A 20436-nucleotide genomic window follows, 5' to 3' on the forward strand; every position below is an offset into this window, starting at 1 on the left:
TACTCTATATGAGAGATTGTTTTTTTGAAAAACTCGAAATCACATGAGAAAGAGCAGTTGAGAATGCCGCATTATTCAATCAATTTGTGATGAGTAAGCTGAAACAGTGTGATTGTAACCCTCAGCCAAAAGGTAAAACTGAAAAATCGGCTTGGAGTGCCGGCGAAAAAACGCGAGCATTCTTTGGATGATCAGATATGCTCGCACCCTGCTCCAAAAATGGGCGGTGTCAGTTACGTAGCAAAGATTACGTTAAGAATGTGCAAGTAGGCACCACGTTGCTGAAGTAATTAGTCATTCCACCAATAGGGTAAATGGTCAGAGCTCTATTTAATAAGTTGATGGCCAAATACACTGCCCACGATGAACTAATAGCTCGGATAGATAAACTTTATGTATCAAGTAAGCCCCCTACTTCCTATGCATTGAATAGAAAGAACAATGATATCACTTCGTTGAATCAAATCGTGGGTTGTACTGCTCGACCATTAGCCCGCTGCCTTATCAGATACGAAATCACACCATAAATAGAGCGACCCTGATAGGCAAGCGTGCATCAAACCAATGAATACAAGCCTCGAAAACGTTAACGAGGCTTGTACTCATTACATTTTCGTATCCTTTATTTTGGGCCAGCTTGGGCTTGAACAATATTGGGAACATTTGCAGCAGATGTGACAGTATAGCTATAGCTTACTGGTGATGACTGAAAACTGTTGCCAGTGGCAGAAGAACCCGTAGTTTGATTATAAACATTGTTTCGTTCATAAAACTGATATTCATAATCACTGGAACTATGTGAAATTTTATTACTGTAATTAGTTTTATAGAAGTAATTTGACTCAGAGACAACGGTACTACCGCTATTCACTTGTAGCGCTTCATATTGCTGCATTGGGTAGCTGTTACCATCTTTGGCAGTTTTAGTGCCTGTCGGACCATTTGAATTGTCGAAGTAGTTGCTATAAAGATGGACCCAGCCTCGGAACAATGGACGCCCACGCATATTAGGGCCAAACCAGTTATGGTGCAATGTCACATGCAATGTGCCTGTTGCTACATAGGAATCACTTGAGTTAGCTCCAATAACCATAGCAAGGCGTTCACCCGCTAAGTCAGTATACTCACCCACCCAATTCCAAACAGGATCGGGGCTCATATTGACCCAATTAGAGGTAAAGTAAAAATGATTATATGAAATGGTGACATAATTCGATGACAAGGTCACACTCATCAAATCGTCACTGGTATCATAAATAGTACAGTGAGTAATCACAGCATTAGATATTCGGCGCAGAGAGATCCCTTCATAGTTAATACCGACTGTATTCGAGCTCCCTTTTATCTGAGTAGGCAACGCTTGCAAGTCTCCTATGTTGCCATAGAACGTGATATTAGAAATTTTAATATTTTCAATATTCGTCCCTTTGGTCAACTGCTCGCCGTCGAATTTAAGCTGAATATTCTCTAGTATAGCGCTCCCACCAGAAGCACCTGTAATAGTTGTATTATTCCATTTAGTACTAGCAAATGTTAGGGTTGTTAATGTTGAGCCTCCATAAATATGGCCTTTAATAATGATATGGTGAGACCCGGCACTCACTGCTGCTTTTAATTGTGCAAGTGTTGTCACAGTCGTTGATGTATAACTATCGCCGCCAGTGGTTGTTCCAAATCCTCCGGTACTGGCCGCTTGTGCGCTAGCACACAAGAGTAATGTCCCCAGAGTCATGAGCACCACTAATCCATGTTTAATTGAATTTAAAAACATAAATATTTCCTTGTCATATTTTACCTATTTAATTAGGCAAGTCCTTTGAATGATATAAATCCAAATTTTGTGTGGTTTTTATCGAGATGATTGAGATCAAGCACACTAAAATACATCAAATTTTCCAGCGTAACCATAAACTCCATCTCAAAAAATAAGACAGTTAGCTAGCATATAATATATATTGACTTATATTCATTTAACAATTGATGGATCACATAATGTGAATAAATTTACATTATGAGTACATTTTTAAATTTTCATTTTGTTACTAAATAGTTAAATATTGGATAATATTCCTACATATCGCTACCAATTACAAATGATGATTCAATAATTTTAAAAAAATAGTTTATACCAGCTGATATAGATCATCTTTTCAATCATTTTGACCCAGTATTTCGTTAGGAGATCACATAGTTTTCAATAAAATATTTCAACATCATTCAGATCCATTATGCTGTGAATAAATAGTTTGATTATTTAACCTAAGTCGAAGGTAAAGCAAATGCTAGCATTTATTGTTGATATCCTGGCGGTGCATTGACCTCACAGCTTTCATCTTGAGTAACGCGTAAATTTGTTGCGTATTGCTCTATACTTAGCGCTATTTAATGATCCAACTAGCAAATTTATTCATAAAAAATCATCAGCTTGAGCTAACACTGTGACTACACTAAGCAAGTCAATCAATCAGATTGGAAGACATCACAGCTTTTCGGGGGTTAACTAAACATGAATGAAACGTTATTTTCGGAAGGTCTCACATTATTATCACTAGGAATGGGGTTCGTATTTCTGTTTTTACTCTTTCTCGTGCTTATGACAACGCTGATGTCCAAAATAATCATTCGTTTTACGCCAATACCGATTGTTGTATCTGATAAGGCATCAGCACCACCAGCAACCCCTGACGATGATGAACTAATTGCGGTTTTAACCGCCGCGATTCATCAACATCAAAAAACTCGGGTTCAACACAATTTAAGAGGTTGATAGTTATGAGTTCGGATAAAAAATCCATCGGGATCACCGACGTCATTCTAAGAGATGCTCACCAATCATTATTTGCGACCAGAATGCGGCTTGATGATATGTTGCCAATTGCCGCGCAATTAGATGACATTGGCTACTGGTCGTTGGAATGTTGGGGGGGAGCAACGTTTGACAGTTGTATTCGTTTTTTAGGCGAAGATCCTTGGCAACGTCTACGTGAACTAAAAAAGGCGCTCCCTAAAACACCGCTCCAGATGTTGCTTCGTGGGCAAAATTTACTTGGGTATCGCCATTATGCCGATGATGTCGTCGACGCCTTTGTTGAACGCGCCGTAGCCAACGGGATGGATATCTTTCGCGTGTTTGATGCACTCAATGATGTCCGCAATATGCGCCAAGCCATTCAATCAGTGAAAAAACTCGGTGCACATGCGCAAGGAACTCTTTCCTACACCACGAGTCCTGCACACACATTACAAACATGGATTGATACCGCCCAACAACTCGCTGAAATTGGCGTTGATTCTATCGCCATTAAAGATATGGCAGGCATATTAACCCCGAGTAAAGCTAGTGAACTAGTGAGCACACTCAAAGCACAAATTGATGTACCTTTGCATCTGCATTGTCACTCAACCGCTGGATTAGCAGAAATGACCATGCTCAAAGCCATTGAAGCAGGGGTTGATCGCATTGATACAGCAATCTCATCAATGAGCGGCACTTATGGGCACCCAGCCACAGAAGCACTCGTCAGCGCCTTAAAAGATACCCCATACGATACTGGGCTCGACATTATTAAATTGGAGCATATTGCAGCTTATTTTCGCGATGTGCGTAAAAAATACAGTGCCTTTGAAGGTCAGCTGAAAGGAACTGATTCGCGCATTTTAGTCGCACAAGTGCCTGGTGGCATGTTAACCAATATGGAAAGCCAGCTCAAACAGCAAAATGCGTTGGATAAGCTCGATGAAGTTCTCGAAGAGATCCCCCATGTGCGCCAAGATCTTGGCTATCCGCCACTGGTGACCCCCACCTCCCAGATTGTCGGCACACAGGCCGTTTTTAATGTGATTATGGGGCAGCGTTATAAAAATATCACCAAAGAAACAGCAGCAGTATTGCGCGGTGAATATGGCAAAACACCGCTCCCCGTTAACCCCGATCTATTGCTGCGAGTCACCCAAGAAAAACCAGCGATTACTGAGCGGCCTGCTGACTTTATCACCCCAGAAATGGATCGTCTGACCAAAGAAGTGACCTCACAAGCCTGCGAAAAAGGGGTTAAGCTTGCCGATAACCTCCGCGAAGATGTTCTCATTGTGGCTCTATTTAGTCAGGTTGGATGGAAATACTTAGCCAATCGCGATAATCCTCAGGCATTTGAACCTAAACCAGAGGTAGCGCCAGCAGTCATAGCCAAAGCGGCGTCTGATACACCTGCGCCTGTACCACACAATGGCGTTTATACCGTGACCGTCAATGATCATCGTTATGTCGTTCAAGTCGATGAAGGCGGCGATCTCTCAGCTATTACGCAAACCTCACCGATAGTGGCGGCTCAAGCTATGGTGACTAACGCTCCGGCTAGCCAAGAGGTCCCTACGGGCGAAACAATGGTTGCACCACTATCCGGCAATATTTGGAAAATCGAAGCCAAAATTGGTCAGCTGGTTAAAACTGGTGATGTGTTACTCATTTTAGAAGCCATGAAAATGGAAACTGAGATTCGAGCCGCCTGTTCTGGCACCGTGCAACGCATTGATATTCACGAAGGTGATTCAGTGCAAGCCGGCGATCCACTGCTACTGATCGCTTAATGGAGAATGCTGATGGATAACGTGATGGGGTTGGTCAATAATTTTGGGATATTCCATCTAAGCTTTGGCCAAGCGATGATGATTATTGTCGGATTAGTTCTACTATACCTGGCGATTGTGAAGCGCTTTGAACCGCTGTTATTGGTGCCGATTGGTTTTGGTGGCATATTAGCTAACTTACCGGATGCGGGTCTAGCTCTGTCTGCCATCGATAATGCGTTGCATAGCGCTCAGCCAGATGTGTTACAACAATTTGCCGCAATTTTGCATCTTGACCACGCCTCGCTCGATGCCATTAAGATCGCCTTGCAAACAGCCACGCCCAAACAGTTCGCTGAGCTGCAATGGGCGGCTAGCCAATTCCATTACTCTGATGGCATGCTTTATCAATTTTATGAGCTCGTTATCGCCTCTGGTTCTGGGCCTTTGATTATATTCATGGGGGTCGGCGCATTAACTGACTTTGGGCCACTGCTGGCTAATCCGAAAACGTTGCTGTTAGGCGCCGCCGCTCAGTTTGGTATTTTTACCACTGTGTTGGGTGCACTAGGCCTCAACAGCTTAGGGATTATCCACTTTAACTTGGCGCAAGCCGCCTCCATTGGGATCATCGGAGGTGCAGACGGACCAACGGCTATTTATGTCTCTAGCCTACTCTCACCGGAGCTACTCGGTGCCATTGCTGTGGCAGCTTACTCGTACATGGCACTCGTTCCACTGATTCAACCCCCGATTATGCGTCTGCTGACGACAAAAGCTGAGCGGAAAATTAAAATGCAACAACTTCGGACCGTGAGCAAGACCGAGAAAGTCTGCTTTCCGCTGATGCTGATCATTTTAATTGCCATGCTACTTCCCTCGGCAACCCCATTACTAGGAATGTTTTGTTTTGGTAATTTAATGCGTGAGTGCGGTGTGGTCGAGCGTTTATCGCAAACTACACAAAATGCGCTGATCAATATTGTGACCATCTTTTTAGGGTTAGCGGTAGGCTCTAAATTGATTGCTGAGAAGTTTTTGCAGCCACAAACGATTGGCATTTTAATCTTGGGGGTTATCGCCTTTTGTGTTGGCACCGCAGCTGGCGTCTTAATGGCCAAAGCACTGAACTATTTTTCTAAACAAAAAATGAACCCGCTAATAGGCTCTGCGGGTGTTTCGGCTGTACCAATGGCTGCGCGCGTCTCGAATAAAGTAGGCTTAGAAGCCGACCCACAGAACTTCTTGTTGATGCACGCGATGGGGCCCAATGTTGCAGGCGTCATTGGCTCAGCAGTTGCCGCTGGGGTGATGATTAAATATGTACTCGGTTAATTAATCATCTCACTCATTATTAAAGAGGCCTTGGGTCAATGATATATAATGCCCCAAGGCCTTAATCACTTTATACTCTCAAGACTTTTCTATATATAGTAGGAATCATCTTGTTCTATCGTTGGTTTACCTTGATAGGCTGCGTTATATTAACAATGACTTGTGCATATGCAGGAGATTCAATGACTCAAACGCCGCTAGACATTCCGCTTTGGCCACCAGGCCATGTCCCCGGATCGCAAAATGTAAAGCTCACCGAACAAACCATTGAACGCAGTCACTCGCCGGCCCAACACGATCGAGCTTGGATAAATATTTCTGTGCCTTCATTAACCACTTTTATAGCTGACAAGCCAAACGGCTGCGCGATAATTATCGCCCCAGGCGGAGGGTATCAACGGGTGGTTTTTGATAAAGAGGGTTTTGACTTAGCGCCTATTTTTAATGCCAAAGGGATCAGCGTGTTTGTATTGAAATATCGCCTACCTGCCGATGGTTTTGCTCATCGCACACTTGTGCCACTGCAAGATGCCGAGCGAGCTATTCGTTTAGTGCGATCACGCGCGAGTCAGTGGCAACTTAACCCGCATTGCATCGGCATTATGGGGTTCTCTGCTGGCGGACATGTCGCGGCAAATCTAGCCACACGCTACTCTATTAAGGCATACCCGCCCATTGATCGCATTGATGAGCAACCCACTCGCCCCGATTTTGCCGCGCTGCTCTATCCTGTGATTACTATGAATAAACACTTCACCCATCAAGGCACCCGTGAACGGTTATTGGGCGATACCCCCACCGAGGCGCAAATTCACGACAATGCGCTTGAAACTCAGGTGAGCGATGACACGCCTCCGACCTTCATTGCATTAGCGAATGATGACCACGCCGTCAACCCGATGAACAGTGTCCTTTTTTACCAACAACTATTGCGCCACCATGTGCCCGCAGAGATGCATATTTTTGCTCGCAGCGGTCATGGTTTTGGCGTTCGCAACGCTAAAGGCAATGCCAAACAGTGGCCAGAGCTTTTTTTAAACTGGTTGCGTGAGCTACAACGATCAGCGACGACCACATCCGACTAACGCAGCCGCCTGAATGAGCGCTTAGTATCGAGCACGCTCGCTTTACGGGGCTGCTTTAGGTGTGTACATTGCAGCGCTGGCTAATTGCTGCATCCGTGCTTGTACGGCCCATAAGCGCTGATTCAGCGTTTGTAACTGTTCACGTGCTTTTTGCGTTTGGTGCTGCGCTAATAACTGCTCAATATAAGAGAGCTGCCCATAAATAGGCGATAAACCTTGTGAATAGCGTTTTAATTGGGTGGCTAAACGTGTTGCTTGCTGCATATCTTGCTGAACAAGTGCTTGCTGTAGATTAGAAAAATCCGTTCTCGCTTGTGAAAACTTAGACAATTGTTGCTGATATAGGGTTTGCGTTGTCAAGCGTGCTTGGCTGAGCTGCTGGGTATAATCAACTACATCTGAATCATTAGGATACAACCGCTTGATGGTATTGACTAAGGCATAAGCTTTTTCATATGACCAATAAACGGGTCGATTAATTAAGCTTTCAATTCGCTGGCGATATAACGCTGTCAACCCAGTTCGCTGCTGCTCAAGTTGCTGATGAGTAAAGTGCCGATCAAGCGCCGCACCTTGCGCTAAACTCAGCGATTGCGGCAATTTCACAGGGTAAGTTAAGCGCTGCCACAATGGCGATGGTTCATAAGTTCGGGTGCGCAATCCCAGGGGCGCTAACACCACAATCGCCAAACCTGCCCCGAGTAAAGCCCAGCGCAGTCGCCCTTGGGATACAGGTAAAGACGCGTCTACCGGCACTTTTGGGGTTCGGCGAAATTGGCTCTCTACCTCATCAATATGCTCAAATATGACCAACCCTAGCGCATCCAAGCTCGTCGCTTGCCCATCTTGCAATTGCTGCATCATCTCATCAAGTGCTTGGCATGTTCGTTCACAACGATATAAATCGCGTAATTGTTCGATCTCAGGTTTAAGCCGCTTTAACTCAGGCAGCAGCCGACTGGTTTGCCAAGCCAATAGCTCAATGCGGCGCGGCGTAGGAAATATAGAATGTGTGCCAAATTTATCTAACACCGCCCATTGCAGCTCAAGTGCGTCAGCAAGCCCAGCTATTCCTCTTTCTTTGAGACTGGCTACTGCAAAATAGCAAGCAACTAATAAATCAGAACCCTCGCTATGACACAAGGTTTGGCAGTCCACATAAACTTTATGCCAATCGGTTCCGCCGCTGAGCGGGTTCAACCGCCGATTCACCTCATGACGAATGTTTTGGTAAATATGATGGTCTCGAAGCTGCTTTTCATCATCAACAACCTTAAAACTAGGGGTATCAATCATTGCTTAATAACTCTTCATCTTGATGATGGGCATGCTTTGGCACGCCACATCGTTTAATACAAATTTTTCGACAGATGAAACGATTTAAACAATGCATCTGTAAATGGATTTCCATCAACTTCGGAACTTAACTGATAGATCACATGCCCCCCATCAATGTTGAATTGGTACTTCACTTGCGTTGAGCTCTCACCCACAATTTGACCATGATCGAGCAATCGGAAGAATGCCCATGGCCCGGTAATGATAATGCTGCGCGGGGACGCATTACTCATTGTTGGCACCAACGTCAATTTGGAGATAGCGGTCGAGCGCAAGCTATTTGGCCACATTAAATCGACTTGTTGCGGCGCCCCATGGTCATACTCCACATACTGTCCATCGATATTAATAATACTGCGCATCTTATTGGCACTCAGATCAACAGGCTGCAGCGAAAATTCAACATCGAGCGCACCTTTGCGGTTAAAAAACGCATGTTGGATCTGTTCGGCATGAGCCATCTCTTTTGCGATCGCTTTACGTAGCATCACTTGGTGAGTGTTGGAGCCGTCAGTTTGCCCTTCATCGAGAAATAGTTTCAGTTGAGTATTATAAAACTGATCGATCACGCCGTTAGGTGCAAAGAAATCGGTAAAATCCTTGAGCGACACATCATGAGATGAGCTCGCGTTAAAGGGATAACGTGATGCAATTTTTTGCTCATAGGGTTGATAGACATCCTTATACCAGCGTGTTTGCAGGTATCCGATGGCTTGTTGTTTCACTGCTTGCCAACTCTCATCAGCTAACTTTTTAACCAGTTTATTCATCGGTGATGGCAAATTAGATGCAATTCTCTCTACGGTATATATAGGATCAGAGTTTTGTAAGCCTAAACGCGCTTTAGTCGCCTCTAATGCAGCTTGTCCGACATTAGCAGCGCTTTGGATCGATTTGAGGTATTCATTCAGTTTGCCCACGGCATCCATTACTTCTGCCATGTACACCGGTTTCCCATCTGTTGTCGCTATCAAGCTATTAAGCTGATTAAACGGCTCAGCAATTTGCGCGCCAATAGCGTACTTATTCGACTTCATCAGCTCCATACGAGCCGCATCATTTTTCGGTAGGTTAGGAAATAACTGCGTATTAGCACGCACCGTTTCCAAAAGCCGATTATACGGCTGCATACTGCCATTAACGTGGTTTAAAACATTAATAGCATCGTTGAGATTGGTGAAGTACTTCACATCAACGTGGCTCAAAGCATCTCGCCAGTAACGGGTGTAATCATTAATATATAGGTCACGAATATGTTGGCGCAGTACCTCTTTATCCGCCTCACTATATTGAGCATGTTGACGCTCGCCTAAGACCCAGCTGTCAATCAAAGCTAAATTTGACACGGATGCCAATTGCGCTAAGAAATAATCTTTAAAGCCATGAGCGGTGTAAAGCTGCGGGATAGCATAAACGCTACTTTGCTGTTCATCGGTGTTAAAGACCAGATTATACATCGGTCCAATTTGTTTTCTCAGATCCAATGGCGCCCCTAATACCAATGCAGCATTTTGCTGCAAATTGCGATAAACCCTCTGAGCGACTGGCACTTGACTAAGTTGCTGCTGCACAGCGCTAATGGTCGAGTCATAAGGTTTTAACATCGCAATGACTTGGCGATTGCCTTGGTTTCGCAATTTATTGAGATTAATATGCGCCATGGTGTAGTCCAAATGCGCCATTAACATCTGCTGAATTTGCAGTTGGCCAGGGTATTCTCGTTGCCAGACTTTGCTGAAATAATCTTCAACATAGCGATTATGCCGACCGCTTTGGTCCGTCATCATTCGATACACGCGTAACAAACTCAAGCGACGTTCATCGTTTTGAGCCTGCATCATATCAGCGACAACCTGATGCAATAGCACGGGCAAATATTGACTGCGCAGCGCATCTAAATAACTTTTTTCAATTTTAGGGCCAATGGATTTACCTTGATACAATCCCATATCAGCAATAATTGGGGTGCGCTTACGATAAGGGCCAAATTCGAGGGCCGCATCACGAAGCATATTCAGTGGCGGTAATATCTCCTGTTCACTTTGGCCTTGCCAAGATATCCCTGCGTAACGTTTGTTATACAACTCAACGCGTGACAACACTTGCTGCGCTTGATGGCTATTTTTGGCGTAATAACGTTGCCAACCGCCGACCAATAGCACCGATGCGATCACACAAGTGATCGTTGATAGTGTCAGTAGGTGACGCTTTTGCTGGACAGCCCTAAAGTTATCAGATGCCAATCCTGCCTCAGGATAAACAATTCGCTTGAAGAGCTGGCTGGTAAAATACGTTGTTGAATTATCCGCATGTTGCGCGCTATTAATCACATTATTTAGACCGTAGCGCCGTGCAGAGGCATCCACATAAGCATCAACGGGCACGCCTTGCTGATAAACCGAAGTCAGATAGACGCCTCGCACCAATGCTGATGTCGAAAACTGGTCGCTGGCTAACGCTTCTTCGAAGAACTGCTTTAAGACCGACAACAGGCCCGCCATTTGCCGAGCAAAGCTGTAAATGGCAGTACGATCTTCTTCATCAGAGACCCCTTGCAGTGCTTTGGGCAAACCGTGGTTAATGCGATCAATAAATGCACTGTATTCGGTTTCAAACTCACTCAGCCATTGGTCAAGCTGACTGACTGAGTCGAGTGTAAACGTAAAACCAAACACTTCATCACGTTGCTCTTTACTGTATTCACGGAAAAAAGGCTCAAACCCGTACAGTAAATCGAGCTTGGTCAAGGTGATATAAACTGGCATGCGGGTTGATAGAACTTCCATCAGCTCGCGAAGCCTGGCACGCAGTAGCGATGCATAAGCTCGCCGCTCAGAGACTGAGGCCGTCGCCAGATGGGCAATATCCAGCGTTAAAATCACCCCGTTTAATGGCCGCCGACTACGTGTTTTTTCTAACCACTGCACAAAGTTAAGCCATAAACGCCGCTCTAACTCACCATCATTATCCACTTCATTATGGCGCTGAGTCAGTAATTCACCATCCGGATCAATCAATACCGAATCATCACCAATCCACCAGTCAAATGAGTAGGGATTCTCGCTTTTTTTTCCCGATGCGCGCATCACATTGGAAAATACAAATTTCTGCCCAGAGCGATTGATCAAGCTGGTTTTGCCCGCATTTTCTAGCCCCAGTACTAAATACCAAGGCAACGCGTACAGATAGTTACGTTTATTCAGGCTCTGCTGCATCCCTTGCATCACCCGATTGAGTTCAAACTCTTGGCGCTCTTCATAGCGGCGAATCGGATCACTTTGAAGCTGGAGTTGATGGCTCTGTTCACTTTGAAATTGGTGTAATTTTCGCCACTGCGCGATGCCCCACCACATAAAGAAAACTAGCGTACACAAAGCACTCGCCAGTCCACGCGATAACAACGGACTTAATGGGTGTTTCTGCCCAATCGTCAACCATGGTCCCGCCCACCAAATTGCAATTTGCGCCAAAATAAAAAGCACGACAATTAAAATCGGTAACGCGGATCGAAATGCTGTGAATAACGGCGAGCACAGTTTTTTCAAGATGTTAAAAAGCAATTGAAACATGAAATTTTAATCCCTGCTTATTCTGACCGATAAGGTTCAAGGTGTTTGATAAGAGATGGTTCCCATTGGCCCACACTCATTTGACTCACTTGATTGAGTAGTGACCGATAATGTTGCTCGGCCATTGCTTGCAGTTGATTGGCCTGCATCAGATCGGCACTCAATAATCGCCAATAGACCTGATCACGAGGTTCGCTAGCCTGCGCTAAGCCATCATTGAGCATTGCCAACGCCACAGATAAGCCACCTTCTTGGGCGAGCAGCATCGCTTCTTGACGTTTTTCATCCCAGTTGCCAACCCCTTGTTGTAAATCAGTGCCACTTGCGAGTGAGCCCTTTAACCATTGCTGAGTTTGTTCACTGGCAAAGGGCACTAACCCTTTGAATTTCAGATCCAAAAGCCCAGGTAAACGTTGTACAAACGCACCTAACTCCTCTTGAATCGCTAAAGCCCAGCTGGCTTCACCCAATTTTTCCGCTATTTGCGCGCTGATATAATGACCATCAAACCAAAAAGGAGACAACGCAAGGCTCTTCTCGACTTGACGCCACAAAGGCAAATTAGCCGCGCGTTGCAGTTGCTCTTCATACTCAGTGACACGATCAACTGACATCGGCATCAATTGCGTTTCCCCTTGATGGGTCGCTTGAGGCAGTGACGTAATCGAGAGCCACACCGCATAACGGCGCAGACGTATACTCAGAGCACTCCCTTCATTCATCTCTGCTAAAAAATCGGCAACCTTTAGCAATGTCTGTTTGATTGAACGTTCACTGCTGGTATCAATATCGACAGCGTGAGCAGCGGTTATTGTCCTCGTCGGTTCAAGGTCGGCATCAGCTTCGCGTGTAGAAATACCAGCAGTTGTTTGCGATGCGGTGATATTCGCTATTTTTCGCTTAAACAGCGCACTGACCTCTTCAATGCCATCAATCGGTAATTGTTCGCGAGCGACCACATCGAGCAGATGAGCGAACGTCTGTTCGAGTAGCTGCTTTTGTTCATAATCAAACTGTGAAGCTTCCAGTTTCTCCGCGCTTTGATAACTACGCTGGATTATCTGGGCGAAAAACTTACGCCGCGGTAATACGCCCCGTTTCCCGGGCGCTGGGTAGCAACTTTGCCAAAATAGAGCAATAAAATCAGCTAAGATCTGTAAACTAACGATAAAGTTCTCAGCATTATTCTGGTGCTGCAGGCATTGCAGCAAAATAGTTAAAATTTTTAAATCTTTGGTTTTTTCACTCAACAGCTTCAGCGCACTGTTTTCAACTTCTTGCCATTGCACTTGAGCATGCGATAGCGACCCCACTTTGATCATTTGTGATTCGATAAAATCCAGCAAAGGATCATCTCGCAGCCGTTCACCGACGATCTGATCGGCGCTGATGGACTGGCTAATTTTTTTTCGATAATCGTGTGTATTCATCAGCCTTACCAACGACAGGTTTTACGCAATGATTTTATGGAAGTGGCGAGCCCCGTGGTGCTAAATATAAGGCCATCAACTAATGCAGAATCAGAGCGAAGTGCAATCTGGCTGCCCTTTATCATCTTGCGCATCAGATGAATCGCAGGTAGCCCTCGCGCGGATTCAAGCACCATTCCTGAGTCATCAGTTAACCACGATTGGGTGTTTTGACCATGCCCATCCACAGTGATACGAACTCGCCCTGCATCAATCGGTTGCGGCAATATCAATTGCACGCGACTAATACTATTGTCACAGCTAAGCATCAAAATAGGTTTCATTGCTGTATCGCTATCTCGCCCCGGCCACTCAAGCGCTGAGGCGGTTAGCCAAATGCCAGCTTTAAGATTAGCCGAATCTAACATACTCAAATGAAACTCAAGATGTTGCGAGTTCTTCTCACTTTCAACGGCGCGCTTCCAAGCAAGCGAATGCGACACTTGAGAGGTGCCTTGGGTGATGTTAATCGGGGTGGCAAACAGGCGATCAAAACAATGTAGTCGCTGTAATCTGTCGCTTATTTTTCTACATTGCTGCCCTTTTTCAAGCACAGATGAGTCACTGGCATAGGCGCTACTAACCCCACCTAGCAGAAGCAATAGTGGCCAGACTAAATACATAAATCGGCTTGATAAGCTCAATCTTCAATCTCCAATTTTTGACATTTATGTGCGAGTGTTCGTTTAGGAACGCCTAAACTTTGAGCAGCTTTGGCTCTATCACCTTGGAACTGCTTTAAACGGGTGCAAATAATCTGTTTTTCATATTGACGAAGTGCCACCTTTAAGTCGCAAATTTTCGCCAATGCGCCGTCTTGTGCGTCATCGTCATCAACATGACCCTGCGGCCTATCAGGCAAAGACCAATCATCACTGATAAGTGACTCTAAATGCTCACCAAAACAACCAAGCGTCAGTTCACCCTCGCCATCCACTTGTGAACAACCAAATTCAATCAGGTGTTTTAATTCACGCACATTACCAGGAAAGGCATAGCGCTTAAGCTCATCGAAAACTTGGTAATGTATGCTGCGAATATCGCGCTGATGCACCTGATTAAACTGCGCCACAAAATGGTGAACCAATCTCTCTAGATCCCCTTCACGCTCACGCAAAGGCGGCAAGCTAAGCGGATATTGGCAAATCCGAAAATAAAGATCTTGACGAAATAAACCAGCTTTGGCCTTTTCTAACAGTTGAACATGGGTCGCGGCTAATAATCGAAAATCAGAAGAGCGCACCTCATTACCACCGACCGGGCGATATTGATGAGTCTCTAATACACGCAGCAATTTGGCTTGCAGTGGCAATGGCATATCACCAATTTCATCGAGAAATAGCGTCCCGCCATCGGCCTCGGCAATAATCCCTTGTTTGGATTTGATCGCCCCAGAAAAGGCGCCTTTTTCATACCCAAACAGTTCGCTTTCTAATAACTGCTCTGGAATTGCGGCGCAATTCACCGCCACAAAAGCTTTAGAACTGCGCTCAGATAACTGATGCAGGGCTGTGGCCACTAACTCTTTACCTGTACCAGTTTCGCCCTGAATCAACACCGTTAATGATGCCTGCGCTGCACGTACCGTTTGTTTGCGCAGCTGACGCATCGATTCACTTTGCCCAATCAAGATATGTTGCAATTGCTCAATCAATTGTTGATGCTTTTGCTCACTGCGCATACTCAAAAGCGACTGGCGTAGAAGCGAACGCTGCGTATTGTGCTGACTGAGCTCTCCTAATAGTTGCCATTGCTGAACAAAGATCTGGTTAAATTCATGCCAAGATTGGTTGTGTTGGATACTCTGCAATGTCGCCAGATCGCCCAACATGACGACAATTGCCATGACACGTTGCTGCTGCTCGGGCAAAGGCAATATCAATACGCTCGACGTTTGGGGTTGTTCACAAAGAAGCTTGGCAAATTGCGGATTTCCCGACCAATAGGGAAATTCGCGCGCCTGCAACAACACCATCTGATGCGACTGGATCACATGGGAAAATGGATGTTCAAAATCATCCACCTCCCAATTAAGTAACTCCGGATGCGTTAAAGCAACCAAGTGACGCCCATCTTGCTCAGGAACAACAATGTGTACCGTAGTGAGCGCCAAATGTTTGGTTAAAAATCGCACATAACATTCGATCAGTTGCTGACTGGTGCGCAGTGCCAGCATATCGGCAGAAACCTTTAACCAACTAGACATGGCTATCGCACCTCACCAAAAAACTGACCATCGCGCACGCCCAGTTCAATGGAAGTTACAGGTATTTGCTCGGCCAATTTGCTCAATAATGCAAGCGAAACCGGGGGAAGTAACTGTCCTTCGATAATCGCTTCAAGCATACGCGCCCCATTTTCTGAGCGCGTCGCTTGCTGACGGATGGCCATGACTAACTCATCATCAATCACGACCTTAGCTTGATAACGCGCTTTAAATAGCGTTTCCAATCGCGATAATTTATCCACGATAATACTTTCAAGTACACGATCACTAAGGGGTACATAGGGCACAATCTGCATACGCGCTAATAATGCCGGTTTAAAGAATTGCGCTAACTCATCATAGAGTTTATCTTCAATAAGATTGGGCGTGTCGGCATAATCGACGATGGTTTGATAGCCCAAATTAGAGGTTAAGAAGAAGACAATATTCTGACAATCAATAATTCGCCCTTCACCATCGGCTAATTCACCCTTATCAAAGGCTTGATAGAACAGGTTAAGCACTTCTGGATGCGCTTTTTCGACCTCATCTAATAGCACAATTGAATATGGCATTTTACGAATCGCTTCGGTCAGCACCCCGCCTTCGCCAAAGCCCACATAACCAGGAGGCGAACCGATCAACCGCGATACGGTGTGTTTTTCTTGGTACTCGGACATGTTAATAGTGGTTAAAAACTGTTTGCCACCGTACAGTTGTTCGGCAAGTTGTATCACTGTTTCAGTTTTACCGACCCCACTTGGACCCACTAATAAAAACGCACCTTTGGGCCGACCGGGACGCCTCAAATCGGCGCGCGCAGTAAGTAGATGACGATGGATGCATTTGATAGCGCTATCTTGCCCTTTAATATGCTCAGCTAAGATGTCATCTAAATGTGTTATTTTACTCAATTCATCCGTGTTCATTTGATCAACAGGAACACCTGTCCAATCCGCAATCACTTGGGCAACTTGCGCTTCATCCACTTGCGCTGAGATCAATCGTTGTTGGTGTGGAATCGCTTCAAGGCGGGCATAGCTATCAGTCAACTTCGCTCTGATCGCTGCTTCATCAAAGTGATTGGCTGCCGTTTCAATCCCCTGGACTAAGTCATCATTATTTTCGGCTAACAACTCATCGGCTTGGTTCAAAGAGCTATTCGCGTCAATGACTTCATCATGCAGTTCTGGGTTTGCTTCAATTTCGTTAGATTGCGGATGCAGTAACTGCCGGCGCAAAGTAATAATCTCTTCAACGATCGATTGTTGAGCGTGCCATGCCTGTTCAAGTTCTTGATAATGTACCTGATCATTTGCCTCTTCGACTTCAAGTTCAGCAAGATATTCATCATCAACGGCTTCGCCGAGTAATCGCTGGCGCTGCAGCATGGCAAGTTCTAAGTCACGTTGATGACAACGGCTTTGAATATCGGTTAATGCCCGAGGCGGCGCGCTTAAATGAATGGCAATTCGTGCACACGCGGTATCTAGCACATCAATCGCTTTATCGGGTAATTGTCGACCAGAGACATAACGGTCTGACAAAAAAGCCGCCGCCTGTATGGCTGAATCACTGATCAGTACCTGATGGGCTGATTCATAGACACCATGTAATCCGCGCAGAATATCAACCGTTTGCGCAGCAGATGGTGCCTCTAATTTGACTAACTGAAAACGCCGCGTTAGCGCTGGATCTTTTTCAAAATACTTTTTGTATTCTTTCCAAGTGGTCGCTGCGATCATCGATAACTCGCCGCGCGCCAAAGCAGGTTTAAGCAAGTTAGCTGCATCTCCGCCGCCTTCTTGATTGCCAGCACCAATCAAGGTATGCGCCTCGTCGATAAATACAATGATTGGTTGCGGTGCACTTTTGACCTCATCAATGATGCTTTTTAAGCGTCTTTCAAACTCCCCTTTAACCGATGCGCCCGCTTGCAGCATACCCAGATCAAGCGAGAGTAATTCAGTATCAGCAAGTCGAGTGGGCACCTGCCCATTCACAATGCGCTGCGCCAGCCCTTCAACCACAGCACTTTTACCAACGCCGGCATCCCCCACTACAATGGGGTTATTTTTGCGGCGCCGGCAAAGGATATCGATCATTAAACTGATCGAATCATCGCGGCATAACACGGGATCAAGCTCTTTGTCACGCGCAAGTTGGGTAAAATTGGTGCAGTAGCGCGCTAGCGATGATTGCTCGGCATCACTGACCGATACATGCTTATCAGCTCTGTCAGTGGGAGATTCAGCTGAATCACGGGTTAATGTATCAAAGTGTCGGCGCAATGTTTCGCGATTAATCTCTACCAACGCATTGGCCAACGCATGACTTAAATAACGCTCGGGGCGCATCAGTGCAGCAATAAAAATCGCACCAGAGCGAAGCTCTAAGCCATTCAGCTCGGTAGAGGTCAACAGCCACGCGTCTTGCAATAGCTCTACCAACAACGGTGAAAAAGCAGGGTAATTTTGCTGACCCATTTCTCGCGGATGCGACTGCGCCGTTAAAGTTTTGAGCTGATAATGGTCCAGTCCATTCGCTTTTAACATTTCACGCACATCAGACAACGGATTATCTAATAAGGTAAAAAAAAGGTGCTCAAAGGTCACTTCCGAGTTTTGCCGCGCCATGCAATGAGCCGCCGCTTGCTCCAAAGCCAATTTACTTTGACTGTTGAGTTTCTTTATCAATGTGGCAAGTTCTATTTGAATCAACGTGTTCTCCTCAGTGCAAAATTTGATTCAAGTGGGCCAATACGTCGACTGACTGATGATGTAAGGCAAATGAATATCCGATAAAAATAGCGATCCAAAGCAACCCAAACCCAGCAAAAATCGACCAAATAGGAACTTGTTTCGATAACTTATCGCGCGTGGTAACGACATGCTCTGATGCTTGCGTTAAGTGGCTAGGAGGTTGATCTTGCAGGTGAGCCAACATCTGATACAGATGTTGGCTCACTTTTTGATACTCTTGATGACCATTTTCCATCACTCGATAGCGCCCTTGAAAACCAAGTGATAGGCATAAATAGATAAATTCTAAAATGGCTTTATAACGAGTCGGCTCACTTTGCAGGCGCGATAAAATCGTAAAAACTTTTTCGCCACCCCACGTTTCATTATGAAACCGAGTCAACAGTGAATGCTCAGCCCAAATACTATCGGCCCCCCAAGAGGTAATCATCACTGATTCATCCACAAAGGTGCACAATATATAGCGATAAGCCAAGATCAGCGCATGTTCATACCCAGCTTCGGTTAACTCGACCTCAATCGCTTTGACCTCATCAACCGCTTGGCTATAAATAGCTTCCACATGGTCACAGTGCGATAAACGGCGAATCCGCATCGCCATCCCCAATAACGGAGTTGCCGCATCAATCATCGAATTGATATTATGACCACGCAGCTGAAACCAATAATCCTGATCATTATCGATATTGCTAACTTCATCAAATAACAGCCCATCAAAGCTTTGAAGTTGGCGAGATCCGGCGCCGACATTCATCATGTCTGTCATGATTAACTCCTTATTGCCCAAAATTGCAGCTCAAGTTCAGAAAAATCACCGGCAACGTGAAAAGCAAAGCCGCTGGCGTTGTTTAACATCTGCCAAGCTTGGCTAGTTTTATCTAATTGGTAATAGGTATAGCCGGCATGATAGGGTAACTGGCGCGGCGCCACCGGGAGTGGTGTAAGGGGAACCCCCGGTAATTGCAGAGCGATGAGATCGCGAATTTTCTCAACTGATGCCACTTTCGTTTGCTGGATAAATAACCGGCGCAGTTCATCGAGCGGCATCCGCGCTTTAACGGCAACAATAAATTCAGCATCATCAACCAACTGTCGATCCTGCAACGGTGCCACCATTAGGCCATATTTACGTTTTTGTAATTGCAATGACACGGCTTTAGGCTCAAGTACAATACTCAACGATTGTCGTAATTGACGCATCACCATCGTAAAGCAATCCGTTGGCAGATCATGGTTGTAATTGGGAAATTCAGGTGCCATGCGGCTTTCATCGGTGAATGTAGCGAGCTCACCACTCATCATACTCAAGGCTTCATAGGCGCGTTCTGGGTGCAACCGCCCCAGATTGCCCATATGATGCAATTGCGGTTGCATTCGGTTCAGTGATTGCAGCAACATAAAGTCAGACACATCAGCCACACCGCCTTGATTGGGCGCGCCGAGTCGCTGAGCAATATTTTTCGCGCGCTCCCGCATTAAACTGGCGACTTCGCCGATAAAGCGTTGGGTACGGTTTACGGCACTGATCGCTAAGTGGCAAGGGATAAAATTATCATCTAACAACAAGCTACCATCGGGCCGTTTTTCTAAAATTTTGGCAATAGCAATCGAGCTATAAGCACTGCGATCCTCTTTCTCCAACATAAGTTTGAGCTGAACAGGGCTGACATCCAACATCGCTGAAGCACCATTTTTAGAATGTACATCGTGAACTTGTGCTTGGTTGACGCGATAGCGCCCTGAGGCACGATGCTCTGGCCAACTGACTTCGGTGATAGCATCACTTCTAAGAGGTAAAGCCAAATAAACAATCTGATTGGCAAATGAATCATCGGTAATTTCCAGCGGATCAGGTAGCGTGTCCTCTAAAGGCACATTAAACACAGTGCCATCAGGCATAATGCCAGTCGCACTCTCCAGTGCGATACTGCCAAAGCTCAAGTACTCAGGGTTAAGCACCAGCCCACTGACACCATATAAATAGCGGCTAACTGCTCGCACGCGTTCATCGACGTAGTACTCAAAATAACGCTGCTGCTGTTGGAAATGTTGAGGCTTAATAAATAAACCTTCACTCCAAACGACTCGGTTTCGCGAGGCCATATC

General features: G+C 45.5%; 13 protein-coding genes. 4 read left to right on the forward strand and 9 right to left on the reverse strand.

All coding sequences use genetic code 11. The features are described from left to right. Nucleotides 1–622 precede the first annotated feature (622 nt). Nucleotides 623–1771 (reverse strand): pectate lyase family protein, encoded by a 1149-nt coding sequence (locus ABUE30_RS05040; RefSeq protein WP_408622614.1) that lies wholly within the window; start codon nt 1769–1771, stop codon nt 623–625. A gap of 735 nt (nt 1772–2506) precedes the next feature. On the opposite strand from ABUE30_RS05040, the gene ABUE30_RS05045 reads away from it, so the two are divergent. From ABUE30_RS05045 to ABUE30_RS05060, 4 genes are all read left to right on the forward strand, one after another. After that, the gene (locus ABUE30_RS05045; protein ID WP_408622615.1) at nt 2507–2767 is read left to right on the forward strand and encodes an OadG family protein; all 261 of its coding nucleotides are present in this window, start codon (nt 2507–2509) and stop codon (nt 2765–2767) included. A 5-nt stretch (nt 2768–2772) separates the two neighbouring features. Continuing rightward, entirely contained in the window at nt 2773–4587 is a 1815-nt protein-coding gene (oadA, locus tag ABUE30_RS05050) for a sodium-extruding oxaloacetate decarboxylase subunit alpha (RefSeq protein WP_408622616.1), read from the forward strand. A 12-nt stretch (nt 4588–4599) separates the two neighbouring features. After that, a complete protein-coding gene (locus tag ABUE30_RS05055; protein ID WP_408622617.1) occupies nt 4600–5901 on the forward strand; it encodes a sodium ion-translocating decarboxylase subunit beta in 1302 nt (433 codons plus the stop codon). Nucleotides 5902–6083: 182 nt separating this feature from the next. Next, nucleotides 6084–6986: an alpha/beta hydrolase gene (locus ABUE30_RS05060; protein WP_408622618.1), complete on the forward strand. Its 903-nt coding sequence runs from the start codon at nt 6084–6086 to the stop codon at nt 6984–6986. 42 nt (nt 6987–7028) lie between these two features. Here ABUE30_RS05060 and ABUE30_RS05065 read toward each other — a convergent pair whose 3' ends face one another. Genes ABUE30_RS05065 through tssK form a run of 8 tightly spaced genes read right to left on the reverse strand, consistent with a single transcriptional unit; the run spans nt 7029 to nt 20433 of the window. Then, nucleotides 7029–8282 (reverse strand): type VI secretion system ImpA family N-terminal domain-containing protein, encoded by a 1254-nt coding sequence (locus ABUE30_RS05065; protein WP_408622619.1) that lies wholly within the window; start codon nt 8280–8282, stop codon nt 7029–7031. A gap of 53 nt (nt 8283–8335) precedes the next feature. Next, nucleotides 8336–11893 carry a type VI secretion system membrane subunit TssM gene (gene tssM / locus ABUE30_RS05070; protein ID WP_408622620.1) on the reverse strand — a complete coding sequence of 1186 codons (3558 nt, stop codon included), beginning with the start codon at nt 11891–11893 and terminating at the stop codon, nt 8336–8338. 17 nt (nt 11894–11910) lie between these two features. Then, entirely contained in the window at nt 11911–13323 is a 1413-nt protein-coding gene (tssA, locus tag ABUE30_RS05075; RefSeq protein ID WP_408622621.1) for a type VI secretion system protein TssA, read from the reverse strand. Between the two features lie 5 nt (nt 13324–13328). Continuing rightward, the gene (vasI, locus tag ABUE30_RS05080; protein WP_408622622.1) at nt 13329–14006 is read right to left on the reverse strand and encodes a type VI secretion system-associated protein VasI; all 678 of its coding nucleotides are present in this window, start codon (nt 14004–14006) and stop codon (nt 13329–13331) included. Then, nucleotides 14003–15568, reverse strand: a complete 1566-nt coding sequence (locus ABUE30_RS05085) for a sigma-54 interaction domain-containing protein (RefSeq protein WP_408622623.1) — start codon at nt 15566–15568, stop codon at nt 14003–14005. The genes vasI and ABUE30_RS05085 overlap by 4 nt, the downstream gene beginning before the upstream one ends. Before the next feature lie 2 nt (nt 15569–15570). Beyond that, nucleotides 15571–18288: a type VI secretion system ATPase TssH gene (gene tssH / locus ABUE30_RS05090; RefSeq protein WP_408622624.1), complete on the reverse strand. Its 2718-nt coding sequence runs from the start codon at nt 18286–18288 to the stop codon at nt 15571–15573. A gap of 10 nt (nt 18289–18298) precedes the next feature. Continuing rightward, nucleotides 18299–19087, reverse strand: coding sequence for a type IVB secretion system protein IcmH/DotU (gene icmH / locus ABUE30_RS05095; RefSeq protein WP_408623186.1), 789 nt, complete (start codon nt 19085–19087; stop codon nt 18299–18301). Between the two features lie 11 nt (nt 19088–19098). Beyond that, entirely contained in the window at nt 19099–20433 is a 1335-nt protein-coding gene (gene tssK / locus ABUE30_RS05100) for a type VI secretion system baseplate subunit TssK (protein WP_408622625.1), read from the reverse strand. Between the last annotated feature and the right edge of the window lie 3 nt (nt 20434–20436).

Source organism: Celerinatantimonas yamalensis, from assembly GCF_046054155.1.
GTDB lineage: Bacteria > Pseudomonadota > Gammaproteobacteria > Enterobacterales > Celerinatantimonadaceae > Celerinatantimonas > Celerinatantimonas yamalensis.

Bases quoted from the DNA above. Each gene is read 5' to 3' on its own strand.
- tssA (WP_408622621.1), bottom strand. From the start codon at position 13,323: ATGAATACACACGATTATCGAAAAAAAATTAGCCAGTCCATCAGCGCC.
- icmH (WP_408623186.1), bottom strand. From the start codon at position 19,087: ATGATGAATGTCGGCGCCGGATCTCGCCAACTTCAAAGCTTTGATGGG.
- tssM (WP_408622620.1), bottom strand. From the start codon at position 11,893: ATGTTTCAATTGCTTTTTAACATCTTGAAAAAACTGTGCTCGCCGTTA.
- ABUE30_RS05085 (WP_408622623.1), bottom strand. From the start codon at position 15,568: ATGTCTAGTTGGTTAAAGGTTTCTGCCGATATGCTGGCACTGCGCACC.
- ABUE30_RS05055 (WP_408622617.1), top strand. From the start codon at position 4,600: ATGGATAACGTGATGGGGTTGGTCAATAATTTTGGGATATTCCATCTA.
- ABUE30_RS05040 (WP_408622614.1), bottom strand. From the start codon at position 1,771: ATGTTTTTAAATTCAATTAAACATGGATTAGTGGTGCTCATGACTCTG.
- ABUE30_RS05045 (WP_408622615.1), top strand. From the start codon at position 2,507: ATGAATGAAACGTTATTTTCGGAAGGTCTCACATTATTATCACTAGGA.
- ABUE30_RS05065 (WP_408622619.1), bottom strand. From the start codon at position 8,282: ATGATTGATACCCCTAGTTTTAAGGTTGTTGATGATGAAAAGCAGCTT.
- tssK (WP_408622625.1), bottom strand. From the start codon at position 20,433: ATGGCCTCGCGAAACCGAGTCGTTTGGAGTGAAGGTTTATTTATTAAG.
- oadA (WP_408622616.1), top strand. From the start codon at position 2,773: ATGAGTTCGGATAAAAAATCCATCGGGATCACCGACGTCATTCTAAGA.
- ABUE30_RS05060 (WP_408622618.1), top strand. From the start codon at position 6,084: ATGACTCAAACGCCGCTAGACATTCCGCTTTGGCCACCAGGCCATGTC.